The following is a 15,322-nucleotide window of genomic DNA, read 5'->3' on the forward strand; positions in this document are numbered from 1 at the left end:
TATGGGATTATTTGATATTTTCCGTCGTCATAAAAAGAAGGAAGAAGAAAAATCAGCCGAAAGCTCAAGCTCGGCAGTTCAATCAGCAACAGCAGATGAAAAATCGGCAAATGCTACGAGTACCGCGCCATCATCTTCGGCAATTAAGCAACCAGAGCCGGTAAATATTCCGCCTGCTGATAGTTATGAAGAAAAGATTAATCCAGATGGTTCACATGAAGTAATTCACAATGGAAAGGAAGAGAAAACAGAAGAGGTTCCTCAATCTTCAGTAGCGACAGAAGAAGTATCTGGAGAACCGGAATCATCTGCGGCTGTGACCGAAGAAGCTACTAATGATGAAGCTGAGGCAGTACCAGCGCAAGGTGAATCAGTTAGTGAAGAAGGGATTGTCAAAGAAAAAAACGAAACTCCAAAAGATGAAGCGCTAGGCGGTATAGATGAGGCTGCTAAAAGCGATGATGATGTGGCAACCACTGAAGAATCAGCGGAACCTGCAGAAGAAACGGAAACAGTAAAAAAGTATGACCGTGGGCTTGAGAAGTCACGGACCGGCTTTGGTGCGCGGTTAAATAAATTTTTGGCGAATTTCCGTCACGTTGATGAAGATTTCTTTGACGACCTCGAAGACATGCTGATTGAATCCGATGTAGGTTATGATATGGCCATGAAACTCAGTGATGAATTACGTGAAGAAGTTAAATTACAAAATGCTAAAAGCAAGCAGGACGTTTCAAACGTGATCATTGAAAAAATGGTTGAATTATATGATGAAGCCGGACAAGACGAAAATCCAGATTTGACGATGGCTAAGGAAGGACCAACCGTTATCATGTTTGTTGGTGTTAATGGTGCTGGTAAGACAACGACAATTGGTAAGATGGCTGCTTTATTTAAGAAACAAGGCAAAAAGGTATTACTGGCAGCTGCTGATACCTTTAGAGCTGGAGCAACGGAACAGTTAGATGTGTGGGCAAAACGTGATGGCGTTGACATCGTTACAGGGCCCGAAAATGGTGATCCGGCAGCAGTTGTTTTTGATGCGGTAAAACGGGCAAAAGAAGAGAACTATGATGTTTTGTTTGTAGATACTGCTGGTCGGTTACAAAATAAAGTTAACTTAATGAATGAGCTGGCAAAAATGAAACGTATTCTTACTCGAGAAATTCCTGATGCACCACATGAAGTTTTGCTCGTTCTGGATGCCACAACCGGTCAAAATGCCCTTAACCAGGCTAAGTTATTTAAGGAAAGTACGGATGTTACCGGAATTGTTCTTACTAAACTTGACGGAACGGCACGGGGTGGAATTGTTCTCGCAATTCGCAATGAACTTCATCTTCCAGTTAAATATGTTGGGCTCGGTGAAAAGGTTGATGACTTACAAAAGTTTGATGCTGGCGACTTTGTATACGGTCTCTTTAAGGGATTAGTAGAAGTCGATTAAGTTATAGGTGGTGACTAAATGGAAATTGAGAAGAACTATCGGATAAATTCATTATTTGAGTTTTACCAACCGTTATTAACTAAAAAACAAAATGATTATTTAGAGCTTTATTACGGGGATGACTACTCATTGGGCGAAATTGCCGAGAATTTCCATGTTAGTCGTCAGGCCGTGTATGATAATATAAAGCGAACAGAGAGTATATTAGAAGATTACGAAGCAAAGCTACACTTATATGCTGAATTTCAAAATCGTAATCAACAAGCGGATCGCATTCAACGATACGTCCGTGAAAACTATCCGGATGATGCAACCCTAAACCATCTGGTAAATCATTTGGAAAGCTTGGAGGAAGAATAAAATGGCATTTGAAGGTTTAACAGATCGTCTCCAAAAGGCGATGGAAAAATTACGGCGAAAGCCTAAAGTTACCGAAGCAGATCTTCGGGAAACGATGCGCGAAATTCGTCTCGCACTTTTAGAAGCCGATGTTAACTTTAAGGTTGTAAAAGACTTTGTCAAAACAGTACGTGAGAAAGCCGCTGGAGCCGAAGTATTAAAAGGATTAAATCCAGCACAGCAAATCGTTAAGATTGTTAACGACGAATTAACTAAATTAATGGGGGAAGAAGCTGTTCCCCTTAACAAAGCTCCGCATATTCCAACGGTAATTATGATGGTCGGTCTTCAAGGGGCCGGTAAAACAACGACTGCTGGTAAGTTGGCTTTGCGGTTAAAAAACGAGAACAATGCCCGTCCGATGTTTATTGCAGCCGATGTTTATCGTCCAGCTGCAATTACGCAATTGCAACAGGTGGCTGACCAGATTGATGTTCCAGTTTTTGAAAAAGGAACAGATGTTGATCCTGTTGAGATTGTTCGTGAAGGAATGGAAGTTGCCAAACAAAATCATAATGATTATGTCATTATAGATACTGCTGGTCGGCTTCAAATTGATGAACAATTAATGGATGAGTTGGCTAATATTAAAGAGTTAGTAAAGCCAAACGAAATTCTGCTTGTTATTGATTCAATGACAGGTCAAAATGCTGTCAACACGGCGCAAGGCTTTGATGATAAGCTTGATATTACTGGGGTTGTCTTAACTAAATTAGATGGGGACACCCGTGGCGGGGCAGCGATGTCTATTCGTGCGGTTGCTGGTAAGCCGATTAAATTTGTCGGTGAAGGGGAAAAGATGGAAGACCTTGATGTTTTCCACCCAGACCGGATGGCTTCACGAATTTTGGGTATGGGGGATATGATGACCCTAATCGAGAAAGCCCAAAAGAATTTTGACGAAGAACAAGCCCAAGAAACAATGGATAAGATGCGTGAAAACACGTTTGATTATAATGATTTCTTGGCACAAATGGATCAAGTTACTAAGATGGGTCCATTAGAAAATATTATTAAGATGATGCCGGGAATGGCTAATAATCCCGCATTAAAGAACTTAAATCTTGATCCAAAGCAGTTTGCCCACATTAAAGCGATCGTGCTTTCAATGACGCCAGAAGAACGAGAAAATCCAGATGTAATGAATCCTAGCCGCCGTCGACGATTAGCAGCTGGATCAGGACGGCCAATCGTTGAAGTTAACCGAATGATTAAGCAATTTAATCAAATGCGAAAGATGATGAAGCAGGTTACAAATGGAAACTTCAATGGAATGCAGAATGTGTTTGGCGGGCAAATGCCAGGTGGTAAAATGGGTCAGATGGCGATGAACCGAATGGCACGTAAGATGAAAAAAGATAAGCAAAAACGGATAAAGCAGCTTCGTAAATTACGAAAGAAGAAATAATTTCAAAAAAATTAAGCCTGTCAAGAAAAAATACTTTACATTCTATTTGAACACTGGTATATTATTATCTGTTAAAAGAAATCAGGGAGGTGCAAAGAATGTCTGTTAAAATTCGTTTAAAGCGCATGGGTTCAAAGAAGCGTCCATTTTACCGGATCGTTGTAGCTGACTCACGTGCCCCACGTGATGGTCGTTTTATTACTTCATTAGGTACTTACAACCCATTGACTACTCCTAAGGAAGTCAAGTTTGATGAAGACGCTGTTATGGAATGGTTACAAAAGGGTGCTCAACCTTCAGATACTGTTCGTAACATGCTTCAAGCAGCTGGTGTTATGAAGAAGTACCACGAAGCAAAGTACGCAAAGAAGTAGTGATAATTAATCATGGCTGAGACAAATGTAGAGTCGTTAATTCGTAGTTTAGTTATCCCGCTATTAAAGCAGCCACAGGCATTATCAATTACTCAAAGCGATGAGGGAAGATATCATCGGTACATAATTGATGTTGATCCTAATGATGTCGGTCGGTTAATTGGTCGACAAGGTCATGTTGCTGCGGCATTGCGAACAGTAGTCGAGGGTGCTCAATCTCAACGGGCTAACTCTAAGAGAGTCCGGTTATTGATTAATGACCATCGTCACTAAATTTAAAACTCCCACACTAATCTGTGGGAGTTTTTGCCTTTTTTGGAGGAAAATATGGAATATTATAATGTTGGTAAAATTGTAAATACTCATGGGGTACGTGGGGAAGTCCGCGTATTAGCAACTACTGATTTTATTGATGAACGATTTGCGGCTGGTAATACCCTCTATTTGCAGCAGTCTGGAGAACCATTACCGTTGAAAATTGAACAGGCTCGACAACATAAAGGCTTTGTTTTAGTAAAGTTTGCGGGATATGACAATATTAATGATGTTGAAAAATTTCGTGACCATGAATTGATGGTAAGTGCTGATGATCAGCAGCCTCTTGATGATGGTCAATATTACTACCATCAAATTATCGGACTTAACGTTGAAACAACAGATGGACAAAAACTTGGGAAGATAAAAGAGATTCTGTCACCAGGTGCTAATGATGTCTGGGTAGTTGAACGACCAGAAAAAAGGGATTTACTATTACCTGTGATTGATGATGTTATTAAAAAAGTTGATCTTGACCAGCAGCTTGTGATTGTTGAGTTAATGGAGGGACTTGAATAGTAATGAGAATTGATATTTTAAGCTTATTCCCAAATATGTTTCAAGCAACAATGGGAGAATCAATTATTGGAAAGGCCCAGGACAATGGATTCATTGACATTAATGTAACTGATTTCCGACAGTACACTACTGATAAACATAATCATGTAGATGACGCGCCATTTGGTGGCGGTGCAGGAATGCTCCTTCAAGCTCAGCCTATTTTTGACGCAATGGATGCAATTCAGCAGCAAACTGAAGGGCAGTATTCAAAGGGACGGGTCATTTTAATGGATCCAGCTGGGAGAAAGTTTGATCAGGCATATGCAAAGGAACTAGCTCAAGAGGATCATTTAACCTTTATCTGTGGTCATTATGAAGGCTATGATGAACGAATTCGACAACTGGTTACCGATGAAGCCTCACTAGGAGATTATGTTTTAACTGGCGGAGAGCTTGCCGCAATGGTAATGATTGATGCAACTGTTCGCTTTGTACCTGGTGTGTTGGGGAACATGTCCTCACCAATGGGGGATTCATTTAGTAATGGTTTGCTAGAATATCCACAATATACCCGCCCAGCTGATTTTCGCGGAATGAAGGTACCTGAAGTTTTAACAAGTGGTAACCACCAAAAGATTAAAGAATGGCGGATGCGTGAATCATTGCGGCGTACCCTCCATCGTCGGCCAGACCTGCTTAAAACTGCTAAGCTCAGTCGGGAACAGCAATTAATGTTAGAAGATATTAAGTTAGACGAAGATCCAACTGTTCCAGACTAAGGTGATATGAATGAAAAAATTAATTAAACGCTTATTTCTTAAACAGAATCCGCAAGTTTACGAGGAAAAAGATGCTCAATTAACTCCCAGTCTTAGAACGAGGGATTTAATCGGTTTAGGAACAGGAATGGTTGTTGGGACAGCAATCTTTACATTACCGGGAATTGTTGCTGCTGAACATACTGGTCCAGCGGTGCCGCTTGCATTTATTGTCGCTGCGATTGGAGCAGGATTATCTGCTTTAGCCTATGCTGAAACCTCATCAGTGTTACCATTTGCTGGTTCAGCTTTTTCGTGGATTAACGTCCTGTTTGGCGAATTTTTCGGTTGGGTTGCAGGCTGGGCACTCTTAGCTGAATATTTTATTTCAGTCGCGTTTGTGGCTTCCGGATGGTCCGCATATATGCAAGGCTTTTTAGGAAGTTTTGGAATTAAATTACCACATGCATTAACGGGTGGTTTTAATCCCCATACTGGTTCATACATTGATATTTTGGCTGCGTTCGCAATTCTAATTGTAGGAGTATTAATCTCACGAGGAGTGCATCAGGTAAGCAGGATTGAGAATGTTATTGTCAGTGTTAAATTATTGGTAATCCTAATGTTCATTGTAGTTGGCGCAACTGCTATCCATCCGCAAAATTATGTCCCATTCCTTCCAGCACATCAGCCGGGAACAACATTTGGCGGGTGGCAAGGAATATTAGCCGGGACAGCGCAAATCTTTATTGCTTATGTCGGTTTTGATGCAATTGCCGCTAATACTGCTGAAACTATTGATCCTGAAAAAACAATGCCACGGGGACTAATTGGTACCCTGTTGCTTGGGACGGGTTTCTTTATTGCGGTTTCACTTGTATTGGTCGGAATGTTTAAATATAATCGTTATGCAAATAATGCGGAACCAGCTGCTTGGGCCTTACGTCAATCGGGACACTATATCACAGCTAATTTATTATCAGTTGTCGCGATTGTTGGTATTTTTTCCGCTTTAATTGCAATACTTTTAGCGTCATCCCGTTTAATCTATGCGTTTGGTCGTGATGGGTTATTACCCAAAACACTTGGCCAGATTGATGAAAAACATGTCCCTAATCACGCATTATGGATGATTACCGCATTGGCAATGATTTTAGGCTCCGTATTCCCATTTACGTTTTTAGCAACCCTCGTCTCTGCAGGAACATTAGTTGCATTCATCTTTGTTTCATTAGGAATCTATGCATTACGGCCGCGTGAAGGGGTAGACTTGCCGGAAGCACAGTTTAAAATGCCACTTTATCCTGTCTTGCCAGCAATTTCGGCAATTTTCTCTGCAGTGATTTTTTGGGGCTTAAATACAGATGCCAAAATTTTAATGGTTGGTTGGTTTGTAATTGGATTATTAATTTATTTTATATATGGAATTAGACACTCAATCATTAATAAAAAAACTCATTAAATTTACCCTTGAAAGACAAATGAAAACAATGTATAGTAGTTAGTGGCTGTTTAGCTGTGAATAACGGTGTTCCGCTGCCCGTGTTAAAGGACATGAATGTCGGCGAAAGGAAAGAATTATATTATGCGTCAAAACAAGTTAATCGAAAAGATTACTGCTAGTCAATTACGGGATGATATTCCAGAATTCCGTGCAGGTGATACTGTTCGTGTTCACGCTCGTATCGTTGAAGGTTCACGTGAACGTATCCAGATGTTTGAAGGTGTTGTTATCAAGCGCCATGGTGCTGGTATCAGCGCTACATACACTGTTCGTAAGATCAGTAACGGTGTTGGTGTTGAACGTACTTTCCCAGTTCACTCACCACGTGTTGACAAGATTGATGTTCTTCGTCATGGTCGTGTACGTCGTGCTAAGCTTTACTACTTACGTGAACGTACTGGTAAGGCTACTCGTATCGCTGAACGTCGTCGCGATAACTAGTAGTGTGGAACCCTTGTGTTGCAGGGGTTCTTTTTGTTTTAAATTAATTTTATTAGCAAATTATTACTAGAATTTCATTGCCCGTTTTTTCCTTTTACCTTATAGTAAAAATAGTGCGAAAAACTGTTGATTGAGGTGACAAAATGAAGGATTACGAGAAGTTATTTCAAAAAATAACATCATGGGCACATGAACGAAAAATTGATCAGGCCGATCCACGAGTTGAATTTATGAAAATGACCGAAGAACTTGGTGAATTATCCAGTGCTTATAATAAAGAAAATTACGAAAAATTGGTAGATAGTATCGGTGACCTTCAAATTGCCCTATTAATTTTCTGCAAGTTGGTAGGGGTGGACCATTATCAAGCAATGGTTACAGCTTATAATGAAATTGCTCAGCGGACAGGAATGACAACGGATGATGGTGTTTTTATCAAAGAAACCGATTTAAAAGCGATCAATGGAGAAAAGAGGAAGTCATAATGAAGTTTATTTCATGGAACATCGATTCAATTAATGCTGCCTTAACAGGGACATCTGTACGAGCAGGTGAAACGCGGGAAGTCCTAAAGAAAATTGCTGCAGAAAGTCCAGACGTAATTGCCATTCAGGAGACAAAACTATCGAAAAATGGTCCTACAAAGAAGCATTTGACAGTTTTGCAAGAGCTTTTTCCAGACTATGAAGTAGCATGGCGGAGTTCAGTTGAACCGGCAAGAAAAGGATATGCCGGGACCATGTATCTTTATCAAAATCAATATGCACCAATCGTTACTTATCCGCAGATTGGTGCACCGGAGCCAATGGATGAGGAGGGACGGATTATTACTCTCGAATTTCCAGATTTCTTCGTTACAGAAGTTTATACTCCTAACTCCGGTAATGGTCTTAAACGCCTTGATGAACGACAGGTGTGGGATGATTGTTACCGAAAGTATTTACAAGATCTTGACCAGCAAAAGCCCGTTATTGCTAGTGGGGACTTTAATGTTGCTCATGAAGAGATTGACCTTGCTCATCCTGCCAATAACCATCATTCAGCAGGGTTTACTGACGAAGAACGGGAACATTTCACTAAATTATTAAATGCCGGTTTTACTGATAGTTTCCGGCACCTCCACCCGAATGAAAAGGGGGCCTATTCTTGGTGGGCACAACGGGTAATTACCAGTAAGCAAAACAATTCGGGCTGGAGAATTGATTACTGGTTGGTCAGTGACCGGTTGGCTGATAAGATTACTTCAGCGGGAATGATTGATAGTGGTGAACGTCGTGATCACACGCCAATTGAGTTAGAAATAGACCTTTAATTGAAAAAGAGATTTAGAAGTTAATGGACACTTTGCAGTGGTAAACTTCTAAATCTCTTATTTTTATTTATTCCAGATGATGTGGTGATTATCATTTTTGGCTGTTTGACCAATTACATGTCCGTTAAGGTAAATGGTAGTCTTACAACCCTTTTGAATGTCCTTTTCGGATAATTTCTTTAAATCGTTATCTGCAAGTGTTCCATAAACACCATTTTGTAAATCCTGAATGAGTAATGAGCGTCGTGCTTTGGGTAATTTATAAATATCATCGTTAACATCAATTTTGATCTTATTATCGCGAGTATAAGTAATGTCTTTAATTGAAGTAAAGCCCTTAAAAGTTTTATCATTTTGTTCATATTGTTGACAATTACCAAGATAATCGGCAATGTAGCGGTTAGCTAAATCGTTCTTTTCCTTTGACATACTAGCTGCATAGGCAACTGTTGCAGGTTGGAAAAGTGTAGTGCTAAGTCCAGTACTAGTCCCAACGGTAATACCAGCAAGAGCAAGTACAAGGCCCTTAGAAACTTTATTCATAATATAAATCTCCTCATCAATAAATATCTTCTTCTTAATTATGATCATTTTAAGTGGAATAAACAAGGAAAAATAATTAATAAATATCGTTTGTCATTGTATACTTCAAACTAGTGTATAATATTTACTAAATCCATTACTAAAAAGAGGTGAGAACATGGCTACCATCAAAGAAATCGCAGAAAAATCAGGATATTCGCCGGCAACGGTCTCCCGACTCTTAAACAATGATCAAAATTTATCAATTAGTCCAACTACTCGGAATAAGATAATGACAGTTGCTAATGAACTTGGATATTGGAAAAGTCATCGAAAACAGTCACAGCAACCTATTCGCCCTAATATTGCCCTATTGTATCGGGTAAGTGGTAAAGAGCAGCTTCAGGACGAATACTTTGCTTTTCTTCGTAATGAGATTATTAAGGAAGTTGACAAGGCAGGACTACAGGTTGAAATCTTTGGTCATATTGCGGACCTTACTAAGGCTGCCGATTCTTTCCAGGGCTTTATCGGTGTTGGAGCCGACCGTGTAACCCAGGATCAACTAATAGCACTTCATCATAAATTACCTCACGGGGTTTTTGTCGATATTAATCCGATGCCTAAACTGTTTGATTCTGTCCAGCCAAATCTAGAATTAACAGTTCAGGATGCTTTAAGTCGTCTTGTGAAAGCAGGCTATGAACGAGTCGGCTTTATTGGAGGAAAAGGACTTAACCTTAATAATATCCAGCAAGCTGATGCACGTGAAATAGCCTTTCGGGAATTTGCTAGTATGCAGGGGATAAAAGAAGCCCCGTTATATGTTGATGGACCGTTTAATGTTGAGAACGGGTACCGACTTGGTCGAATGGTAATCGACCAAAGCAAGGATAATCTTCCGGAAGCATTTATTATTGCTTCTGATACATTAAGTGTTGGCGTTTTGCAGGCATTTAATGAAGCAGGAATTTTGGTTCCTCGTGATACGGCTGTGATTAGTATTAATAATAGTGAAGTTGCAAAATATGTTTCACCACCACTGACATCATATAATATTAATCAGCAAACCCTTAGTCGAATGGCAATTGAACTATTACAGGACTTAATAACGCATCCCGATCGTCCCCACGTCCATTTAAAGGTAAATACTGATATTGTTTATCGTAAAAGTTTTTTAAATAATAATGGCTAACTAGACGCTTGCCTGATATGAGGTTAACGCTGTTAGCTTTTTATTTATTTTAAAAGTAAATCATTTACTTTTAAAATAAATATTTACTAAATTAAGCTAAAGAACTATAATGTACTTGTAAGCGATTTCAAGGAGATGTAGTTTGGAGGTCTTAAGATGACAGATGGTCATAAGCTGACGGGGAAACAACTGATTTCACGCGCAGCATTTTGTTTTGGTAATGTTGGACACTCTGCTTTTTATGGTGTTATGAGTACTTACTTTATTATTTTCGTAACAAGCGGAATGTTTAACGGCTTATCGAAGGCCGTTTCGACAAAACTAATCGGATTAATCACCGGTTTGATTGTTAGTGTCCGTATTCTAGAACTATTGATTGATCCTTTATTAGGAAATATTGTTGATAATACAAAATCACGGTGGGGCAAATTCAAGCCATGGATTATGCTTGGTAATATTGTCAGTGTAATTTTACTGTTGATTTTGTTTACAGGTATCTTTGGTTTAGCAAAATATAATTGGGTTCTATTTGCAATCTTATTCGTTATTATCTTTGTCACTTTTGATATTTTCTATTCCTTATCTGATGTTTCCTATTGGGGAATGGTACCGGCAATTAGTGAAGATTCCGCTGAACGGGGGATTTACACTTCATTAGGGGCCTTTGCCGGAACAATTGGTTGGAACGGATTAACAATTATTGTTGTTCCGATTGTTACTTACTCTACATTTCTTGCAACCGGTAAGCATGAAGAAGGCCCTGTTGGTTGGTTTGCATTTGCTGCTGTTGTTTCGATTGTAGCTTTGCTAAGTGCCTTTGCCGTTTGTGCTGGAACAGAAGAAAAACATAATGTGATTCGTAATTCGGCTCAAGATAAAACAACGATTCGCGAAGTTTTTTCGGCAATTTTTCACAATGATCAAATATTATGGCCGAGTTTAGCGTACCTACTCTACTCTTGTGCGTACGTTATTACTAATGGTGTCCTTTTCTACCTTTATAAGTTTGTTATCGGTAAGCCAAGCGAATTCTGGATTGTGGGGGTTATTGCGACAATTATTGGATTCTGCACCAGTCCACTATTCCCAATCTTAAATAAGTTTATTCCACGGAAATGGTTATTCATTGGTGGACAGGTTTCAATGGTTTTAGCCTATGTCATCTTTATTTTCTTCCGTTCAAATGTCTTTATGATGGATCTTGGGCTAGTCCTTTTTAACATTAATTTTGCGCAGCTTGTTACGGTCCTAACACTGACAGATGCAATTGAATACGGTCAGCTAAAATCTGGACAACGAAATGAAGCGGTTGTTTTAGCCGTTCGTCCAATGATTGATAAATTAACTGGTGCAATTTCTAATGGACTAGTTGGTTACATTGCAATTGCTGCCGGAATGACTGGAAGTGCAACCGCTGCTGATATGACTAGTCATGACATTCGTACCTTTGATAGCATGGCGTTTTATATTCCGTTAGCTTTAGCAATCTTGTCAATCTTTGTCTTCCTGTTGAAGGTTAAATTGAGCGAGGAGAAACATGCAGCGGTAGTTGAAGAATTAAAGAACAAACTAGCAAGCGGTCAGCAAGAAGAGGCGTCAACAAAAGCGGCAGGTGCAATAAAGCGCGAAACAATTTACGCTCCTGTTGATGGACAACTGGTTGCAATGAAAGATGTTGTTGATCGTGACGGTAACCCATTCCCTGGCAGGGGCTTTGCAATTAAACCTACTAGTAATAAGTTATACGCCCCATTTGACGGCAAGATAAACTTTACATTTGGCACACGTCATGCTTTTGGAATTACTTCGGATAATGGATTAGAGATGGTTGTCCATATTGGAGTTGGAACCGTTAATATGCGTGGTGAAGGCTTTAATGCTCACTATACTGATGGACAGGAAGTAAAGGAAGGCCAGTTACTCTTTGACTTTAACCGTGACCTAATTAAGAAAAAGGGATATAGTGATTGGGTAATTACATTCTTTGCACAACCACACAGTATTGAAAAGGTTGATGGCTTTGCTGCTGGTAAGACAGTCACTCACGGCGACAAGGTAGTAGCGGTCGAATTTAAATAGGGTGAGAAATGATGAAAAAAGAGTTGCCGCATTTTTTATACGGCGGAGATTATAATCCTGAACAGTGGCCAGAAGAAACCTGGTCAGATGACATTAAAGTATTTAAGCAAGCTGACATTAATTCAGCAACAATCAACGTTTTTTCTTGGGCATTGTTGGAGCCAGCAGAAGGGCAGTTTAATTTTTCAAAACTAGATAAAATTATTAAAGAACTGTCTAATGCGAACTTTGATATTGTATTAGCAACTTCAACTGCTGCAATGCCAGCATGGATGTTTAAGAAGTATCCGGATGTTGCCCGTGTAGATTATCAGGGACGGCGGCATGTTTTTGGTGCCCGTCATAACTTTTGCCCCAGCAGTAAGAACTATCAGCGCTTAGCTAGTGACTTAGTTCGCCGATTAGTTGAGCGATATGCCGATAACCCTCATATTGTTGTATGGCACGTTAATAATGAATATGGTGGCAACTGTTATTGTCAGGAATGTCAAGCGGAATTTAGAAAATGGCTAAAAGACCGTTATCATAGCCTTGACAATCTTAACCGTGCTTGGAACACGAATGTTTGGAGTCACACCATCTATAACTGGGATGAGATTGTAGTTCCTAATGAACTTGGTGATGCATGGGGACCAGAAGGCACAGAAACAATCGTTGCCGGTTTGTCGATTGATTATCTGCGCTTCCAGTCAACACAAATGCTGAAGCTATTCAAAATGGAAAAACAGATTATTGAAGAATACGATCCAGAAACCCCGGTTACGACTAACTTTCATAGTCTACCCAATAAGATGATTGATTACCAACAGTGGGCGGCGGCACAGGATATTATTTCCTATGATAGTTACCCGGCTTACGATATGCCGAAATACCATCCAGCATTTTTATATGATTTGATGCGATCGTTAAAACACCAGCCATTTATGTTGATGGAATCGACACCTTCGCAGGTTAATTGGCAACCGTATAGTCCTCTTAAACGACCGGGCCAAATGCGGGCAACCGAACTACAAGCGGTTGCTCATGGCGCTGATACAGTTCAATTTTTCCAGCTTAAGCAAGCGGTTGGCGGATCTGAGAAATTCCATGGAGCAGTAATTCCCCACTCTGGCCGAACAGATACTCGCGCGTATAGGGAAGTAGAAAGACTCGGACATGATTTAAGGAAGGTTGGACCGGTAATTAAGGGATCACAGAATCCTGCAAAGGTTGCCATATTATTTGATTGGAGCAACTTTTGGTCATTTGAATATGTTGATGGTATTACGCAGGATTTTGCTTATCTTCCTATTATTCTTGATTATTATCGTCAATTTTATGAGCGAAATATCCCGACCGATGTAATTGCGGTTGGTGATGATTTTAGCAATTATGATTTAGTCGTTGCGCCGGTTTTATACATGGTAAAACCAGGATTAGGAAAAAAGATTACGGATTATGTTGCTAGTGGTGGTAATTTTGTCACTAGCTTTATGTCAGGAATGGTTAATAGCACGGATAATGTTTACCTTGGCGGCTATCCTGGCCCGTTAAAGGAAGTTACTGGTGTCTGGGTTGAAGAAAGCGATGCGATTCTCCCTGAGAAAGATGTTAAATTACAAACTAATGATGGTAAGCACCTTACAGGAACTTTGATTGCAGACCTGATTCATCTGGAGCACGCGGAAGCAATTGCAAAGTATGATAGTGAATTTTATGCTGGAATGCCGGCAGTAACTGAAAATCATTATCACCGTGGCAAAACTTGGTACATTGGCAGCCGGTTAGATCATGCAAGCCTTAGTACGATATTTGATCAAATTATTGGCAGCTTAAAGCTTAAGCCGTTGTCTGCCAAAAAAACCGCGCTTGAAATTACTAAGCGGGTAACAGCTGATGGTCAGGAATTGTACTTTATCCTCAATATGGGAAACGACCAGCAACCGTTACCGGATGACTTTAAGGAGGGGTATCATGATTTACTGACAGGCCAATCACCTAAAAATGTTCTTAATCCATGGGACGTTGAACTGCTAACACATTAAATATTCTTACAAAAAAAGCAAAGAATGGTAAAATTTCTTATTACCATTCTCTGCTTTTAATTTACCCGTGTTAATAATTTCTTTGCCATTGTGGCTAGTAATTTTCGCGCGTGTGTATTAGGAAGGGATTGAATCTCATCTTGCGCCTTTTTGGTAAACTTTTCCGCGATAATCTTAGCTTGTTCGACTCCGCCACAACTTATTACAATTTCTTGGACCTGTTCCATATCCTGCACAGTCATCTGATGTTTCTTAGTAAGGAACGGTTCTAATTTGTTACGATGATCCTGTAAGGCAAGAAGGAGGGGAAGTGAATATACCCCGGTGGCAAGGTCTTCAAGGACAGGTTTGTTAAGGCGCTCATCGCCAGAATAATCCAAGATATCATCAAGAATTTGAAAACTAATCCCAATGTTTTGTCCAATCCGTTTTGCTAAATTGATTGTGTGGTGGTCTGCATGACCAAAATAGGCACCTTCTTCAGCCGCTAAGCTAAAAATAGCCGCTGTCTTGCCGTTAATGTTGCGATAATAGTCTAGCAAGGACTGATCAAGATCAAAACGGTTATCCATTTGTCCCAATTCACCAGTAAGAATTTTCCGCATAGTTTTGGCATTTCGTGTCAGATAAGGTGAAGAACTCATCGTCTCAACTAATAAGTCGAAGAAAACGGTAAACAGGAAATCACCACTATAAACAGCCGTATCTTTACCAAAAGCTGCTTGGATGCTAACGGCCCCGCGGCGCTTTGGTGAATCATCAATGATATCGTCGTGAATCAAGGTTGCCATATGAAGGATTTCAAGGGATGCAGCAATCTTGACTAGTTTAGCTTGTTCGTCAACTGCGCTTTTATTGATATTCGCAAATAGAAGGAAGAAAGCGGGACGTAGATACTTACCACCGTTTGATGCCATCTGTTGAAGGGCGTCATGAAGTTGTGAATTTTTAATTGTAATCCGGTCATTGATAAGTTGGTTTACCTCGCCAAGGGCATGGTTAATCGCCGGATAAGTATGAAAAAAATGTTGTTTCATTAATCG

16 protein-coding genes are annotated in these 15,322 nt (G+C 39.9%); 14 read left to right on the plus strand and 2 right to left on the minus strand.

Translation table 11 applies throughout. The features are described from left to right. Position 1 precedes the first annotated feature (1 nt). The 11 genes from ftsY (at position 2) to H5S41_RS11230 (ending at position 8,459) form a co-directional block, all read left to right on the plus strand. Positions 2–1,447 carry a signal recognition particle-docking protein FtsY gene (gene ftsY, locus H5S41_RS11180; RefSeq protein WP_182603361.1) on the plus strand — a complete coding sequence of 482 codons (1,446 nt, stop codon included), beginning with the start codon at positions 2–4 and terminating at the stop codon, positions 1,445–1,447. Positions 1,448–1,465: 18 nt separating this feature from the next. Beyond that, the gene (locus H5S41_RS11185; protein WP_163705025.1) at positions 1,466–1,807 is read left to right on the plus strand and encodes a putative DNA-binding protein; all 342 of its coding nucleotides are present in this window, start codon (positions 1,466–1,468) and stop codon (positions 1,805–1,807) included. Position 1,808: 1 nt separating this feature from the next. Next, positions 1,809–3,254 (plus strand): signal recognition particle protein, encoded by a 1,446-nt coding sequence (gene ffh, locus H5S41_RS11190; RefSeq protein ID WP_182603362.1) that lies wholly within the window; start codon positions 1,809–1,811, stop codon positions 3,252–3,254. Between the two features lie 98 nt (positions 3,255–3,352). Further along, on the plus strand, positions 3,353–3,628 hold the full coding sequence (rpsP, locus tag H5S41_RS11195; protein WP_153710678.1) for a 30S ribosomal protein S16: 276 nt from the start codon (positions 3,353–3,355) through the stop codon (positions 3,626–3,628). A 12-nt stretch (positions 3,629–3,640) separates the two neighbouring features. Then, positions 3,641–3,901, plus strand: a complete 261-nt coding sequence (locus H5S41_RS11200) for a KH domain-containing protein (protein WP_153710677.1) — start codon at positions 3,641–3,643, stop codon at positions 3,899–3,901. 54 nt (positions 3,902–3,955) lie between these two features. Further along, positions 3,956–4,462 carry a ribosome maturation factor RimM gene (rimM, locus tag H5S41_RS11205; RefSeq protein ID WP_182603363.1) on the plus strand — a complete coding sequence of 169 codons (507 nt, stop codon included), beginning with the start codon at positions 3,956–3,958 and terminating at the stop codon, positions 4,460–4,462. A 2-nt stretch (positions 4,463–4,464) separates the two neighbouring features. Then, positions 4,465–5,223, plus strand: a complete 759-nt coding sequence (gene trmD / locus H5S41_RS11210) for a tRNA (guanosine(37)-N1)-methyltransferase TrmD (RefSeq protein WP_182598713.1) — start codon at positions 4,465–4,467, stop codon at positions 5,221–5,223. A 10-nt stretch (positions 5,224–5,233) separates the two neighbouring features. After that, entirely contained in the window at positions 5,234–6,664 is a 1,431-nt protein-coding gene (locus H5S41_RS11215) for an APC family permease (protein WP_182603364.1), read from the plus strand. Between the two features lie 123 nt (positions 6,665–6,787). Continuing rightward, positions 6,788–7,147 carry a 50S ribosomal protein L19 gene (gene rplS, locus H5S41_RS11220; protein WP_153710673.1) on the plus strand — a complete coding sequence of 120 codons (360 nt, stop codon included), beginning with the start codon at positions 6,788–6,790 and terminating at the stop codon, positions 7,145–7,147. A gap of 143 nt (positions 7,148–7,290) precedes the next feature. Beyond that, entirely contained in the window at positions 7,291–7,632 is a 342-nt protein-coding gene (locus tag H5S41_RS11225) for a MazG-like family protein (RefSeq protein WP_182603365.1), read from the plus strand. Next, a complete protein-coding gene (locus tag H5S41_RS11230; protein WP_182603366.1) occupies positions 7,632–8,459 on the plus strand; it encodes an exodeoxyribonuclease III in 828 nt (275 codons plus the stop codon). The genes H5S41_RS11225 and H5S41_RS11230 overlap by 1 nt, the downstream gene beginning before the upstream one ends. Positions 8,460–8,522: 63 nt before the next feature. Here the strand turns inward: H5S41_RS11230 and H5S41_RS11235 are convergent, their stop codons facing one another. Continuing rightward, positions 8,523–9,002 carry a hypothetical protein gene (locus H5S41_RS11235; RefSeq protein ID WP_153710670.1) on the minus strand — a complete coding sequence of 160 codons (480 nt, stop codon included), beginning with the start codon at positions 9,000–9,002 and terminating at the stop codon, positions 8,523–8,525. Between the two features lie 157 nt (positions 9,003–9,159). On the opposite strand from H5S41_RS11235, the gene H5S41_RS11240 reads away from it, so the two are divergent. The 3 genes from H5S41_RS11240 to H5S41_RS11250 all read left to right on the plus strand — a co-directional run bounded on the left by H5S41_RS11240 (position 9,160) and on the right by H5S41_RS11250 (position 14,279). After that, positions 9,160–10,176 (plus strand): LacI family DNA-binding transcriptional regulator, encoded by a 1,017-nt coding sequence (locus H5S41_RS11240; protein ID WP_182603367.1) that lies wholly within the window; start codon positions 9,160–9,162, stop codon positions 10,174–10,176. A gap of 156 nt (positions 10,177–10,332) precedes the next feature. Continuing rightward, a complete protein-coding gene (locus H5S41_RS11245) occupies positions 10,333–12,255 on the plus strand; it encodes a sugar MFS transporter (RefSeq protein WP_182603368.1) in 1,923 nt (640 codons plus the stop codon). Between the two features lie 8 nt (positions 12,256–12,263). Continuing rightward, positions 12,264–14,279 carry a beta-galactosidase gene (locus H5S41_RS11250; RefSeq protein ID WP_182603369.1) on the plus strand — a complete coding sequence of 672 codons (2,016 nt, stop codon included), beginning with the start codon at positions 12,264–12,266 and terminating at the stop codon, positions 14,277–14,279. Between the two features lie 56 nt (positions 14,280–14,335). On the opposite strand, the gene H5S41_RS11255 is transcribed toward H5S41_RS11250, so the two are convergent. Then, positions 14,336–15,316: a polyprenyl synthetase family protein gene (locus tag H5S41_RS11255; protein ID WP_182603370.1), complete on the minus strand. Its 981-nt coding sequence runs from the start codon at positions 15,314–15,316 to the stop codon at positions 14,336–14,338. Positions 15,317–15,322: the final 6 nt, after the last annotated feature.

It is taken from the genome of Limosilactobacillus albertensis, assembly GCF_014145555.1.
Classification (GTDB): domain Bacteria; phylum Bacillota; class Bacilli; order Lactobacillales; family Lactobacillaceae; genus Limosilactobacillus; species Limosilactobacillus albertensis.

What these genes read in the sequence shown, in the direction of transcription:
- H5S41_RS11185 (WP_163705025.1), top strand. Translation starts at nt 1,466, where the DNA reads ATGGAAATTGAGAAGAACTATCGGATAAATTCATTATTTGAGTTTTAC.
- H5S41_RS11230 (WP_182603366.1), top strand. Translation starts at nt 7,632, where the DNA reads ATGAAGTTTATTTCATGGAACATCGATTCAATTAATGCTGCCTTAACA.
- H5S41_RS11200 (WP_153710677.1), top strand. Translation starts at nt 3,641, where the DNA reads ATGGCTGAGACAAATGTAGAGTCGTTAATTCGTAGTTTAGTTATCCCG.
- H5S41_RS11215 (WP_182603364.1), top strand. Translation starts at nt 5,234, where the DNA reads ATGAAAAAATTAATTAAACGCTTATTTCTTAAACAGAATCCGCAAGTT.
- rpsP (WP_153710678.1), top strand. Translation starts at nt 3,353, where the DNA reads ATGTCTGTTAAAATTCGTTTAAAGCGCATGGGTTCAAAGAAGCGTCCA.
- H5S41_RS11240 (WP_182603367.1), top strand. Translation starts at nt 9,160, where the DNA reads ATGGCTACCATCAAAGAAATCGCAGAAAAATCAGGATATTCGCCGGCA.
- ffh (WP_182603362.1), top strand. Translation starts at nt 1,809, where the DNA reads ATGGCATTTGAAGGTTTAACAGATCGTCTCCAAAAGGCGATGGAAAAA.
- H5S41_RS11235 (WP_153710670.1), bottom strand. Translation starts at nt 9,002, where the DNA reads ATGAATAAAGTTTCTAAGGGCCTTGTACTTGCTCTTGCTGGTATTACC.
- H5S41_RS11255 (WP_182603370.1), bottom strand. Translation starts at nt 15,316, where the DNA reads ATGAAACAACATTTTTTTCATACTTATCCGGCGATTAACCATGCCCTT.
- rplS (WP_153710673.1), top strand. Translation starts at nt 6,788, where the DNA reads ATGCGTCAAAACAAGTTAATCGAAAAGATTACTGCTAGTCAATTACGG.
- H5S41_RS11250 (WP_182603369.1), top strand. Translation starts at nt 12,264, where the DNA reads ATGATGAAAAAAGAGTTGCCGCATTTTTTATACGGCGGAGATTATAAT.
- H5S41_RS11245 (WP_182603368.1), top strand. Translation starts at nt 10,333, where the DNA reads ATGACAGATGGTCATAAGCTGACGGGGAAACAACTGATTTCACGCGCA.
- ftsY (WP_182603361.1), top strand. Translation starts at nt 2, where the DNA reads ATGGGATTATTTGATATTTTCCGTCGTCATAAAAAGAAGGAAGAAGAA.
- trmD (WP_182598713.1), top strand. Translation starts at nt 4,465, where the DNA reads ATGAGAATTGATATTTTAAGCTTATTCCCAAATATGTTTCAAGCAACA.
- H5S41_RS11225 (WP_182603365.1), top strand. Translation starts at nt 7,291, where the DNA reads ATGAAGGATTACGAGAAGTTATTTCAAAAAATAACATCATGGGCACAT.
- rimM (WP_182603363.1), top strand. Translation starts at nt 3,956, where the DNA reads ATGGAATATTATAATGTTGGTAAAATTGTAAATACTCATGGGGTACGT.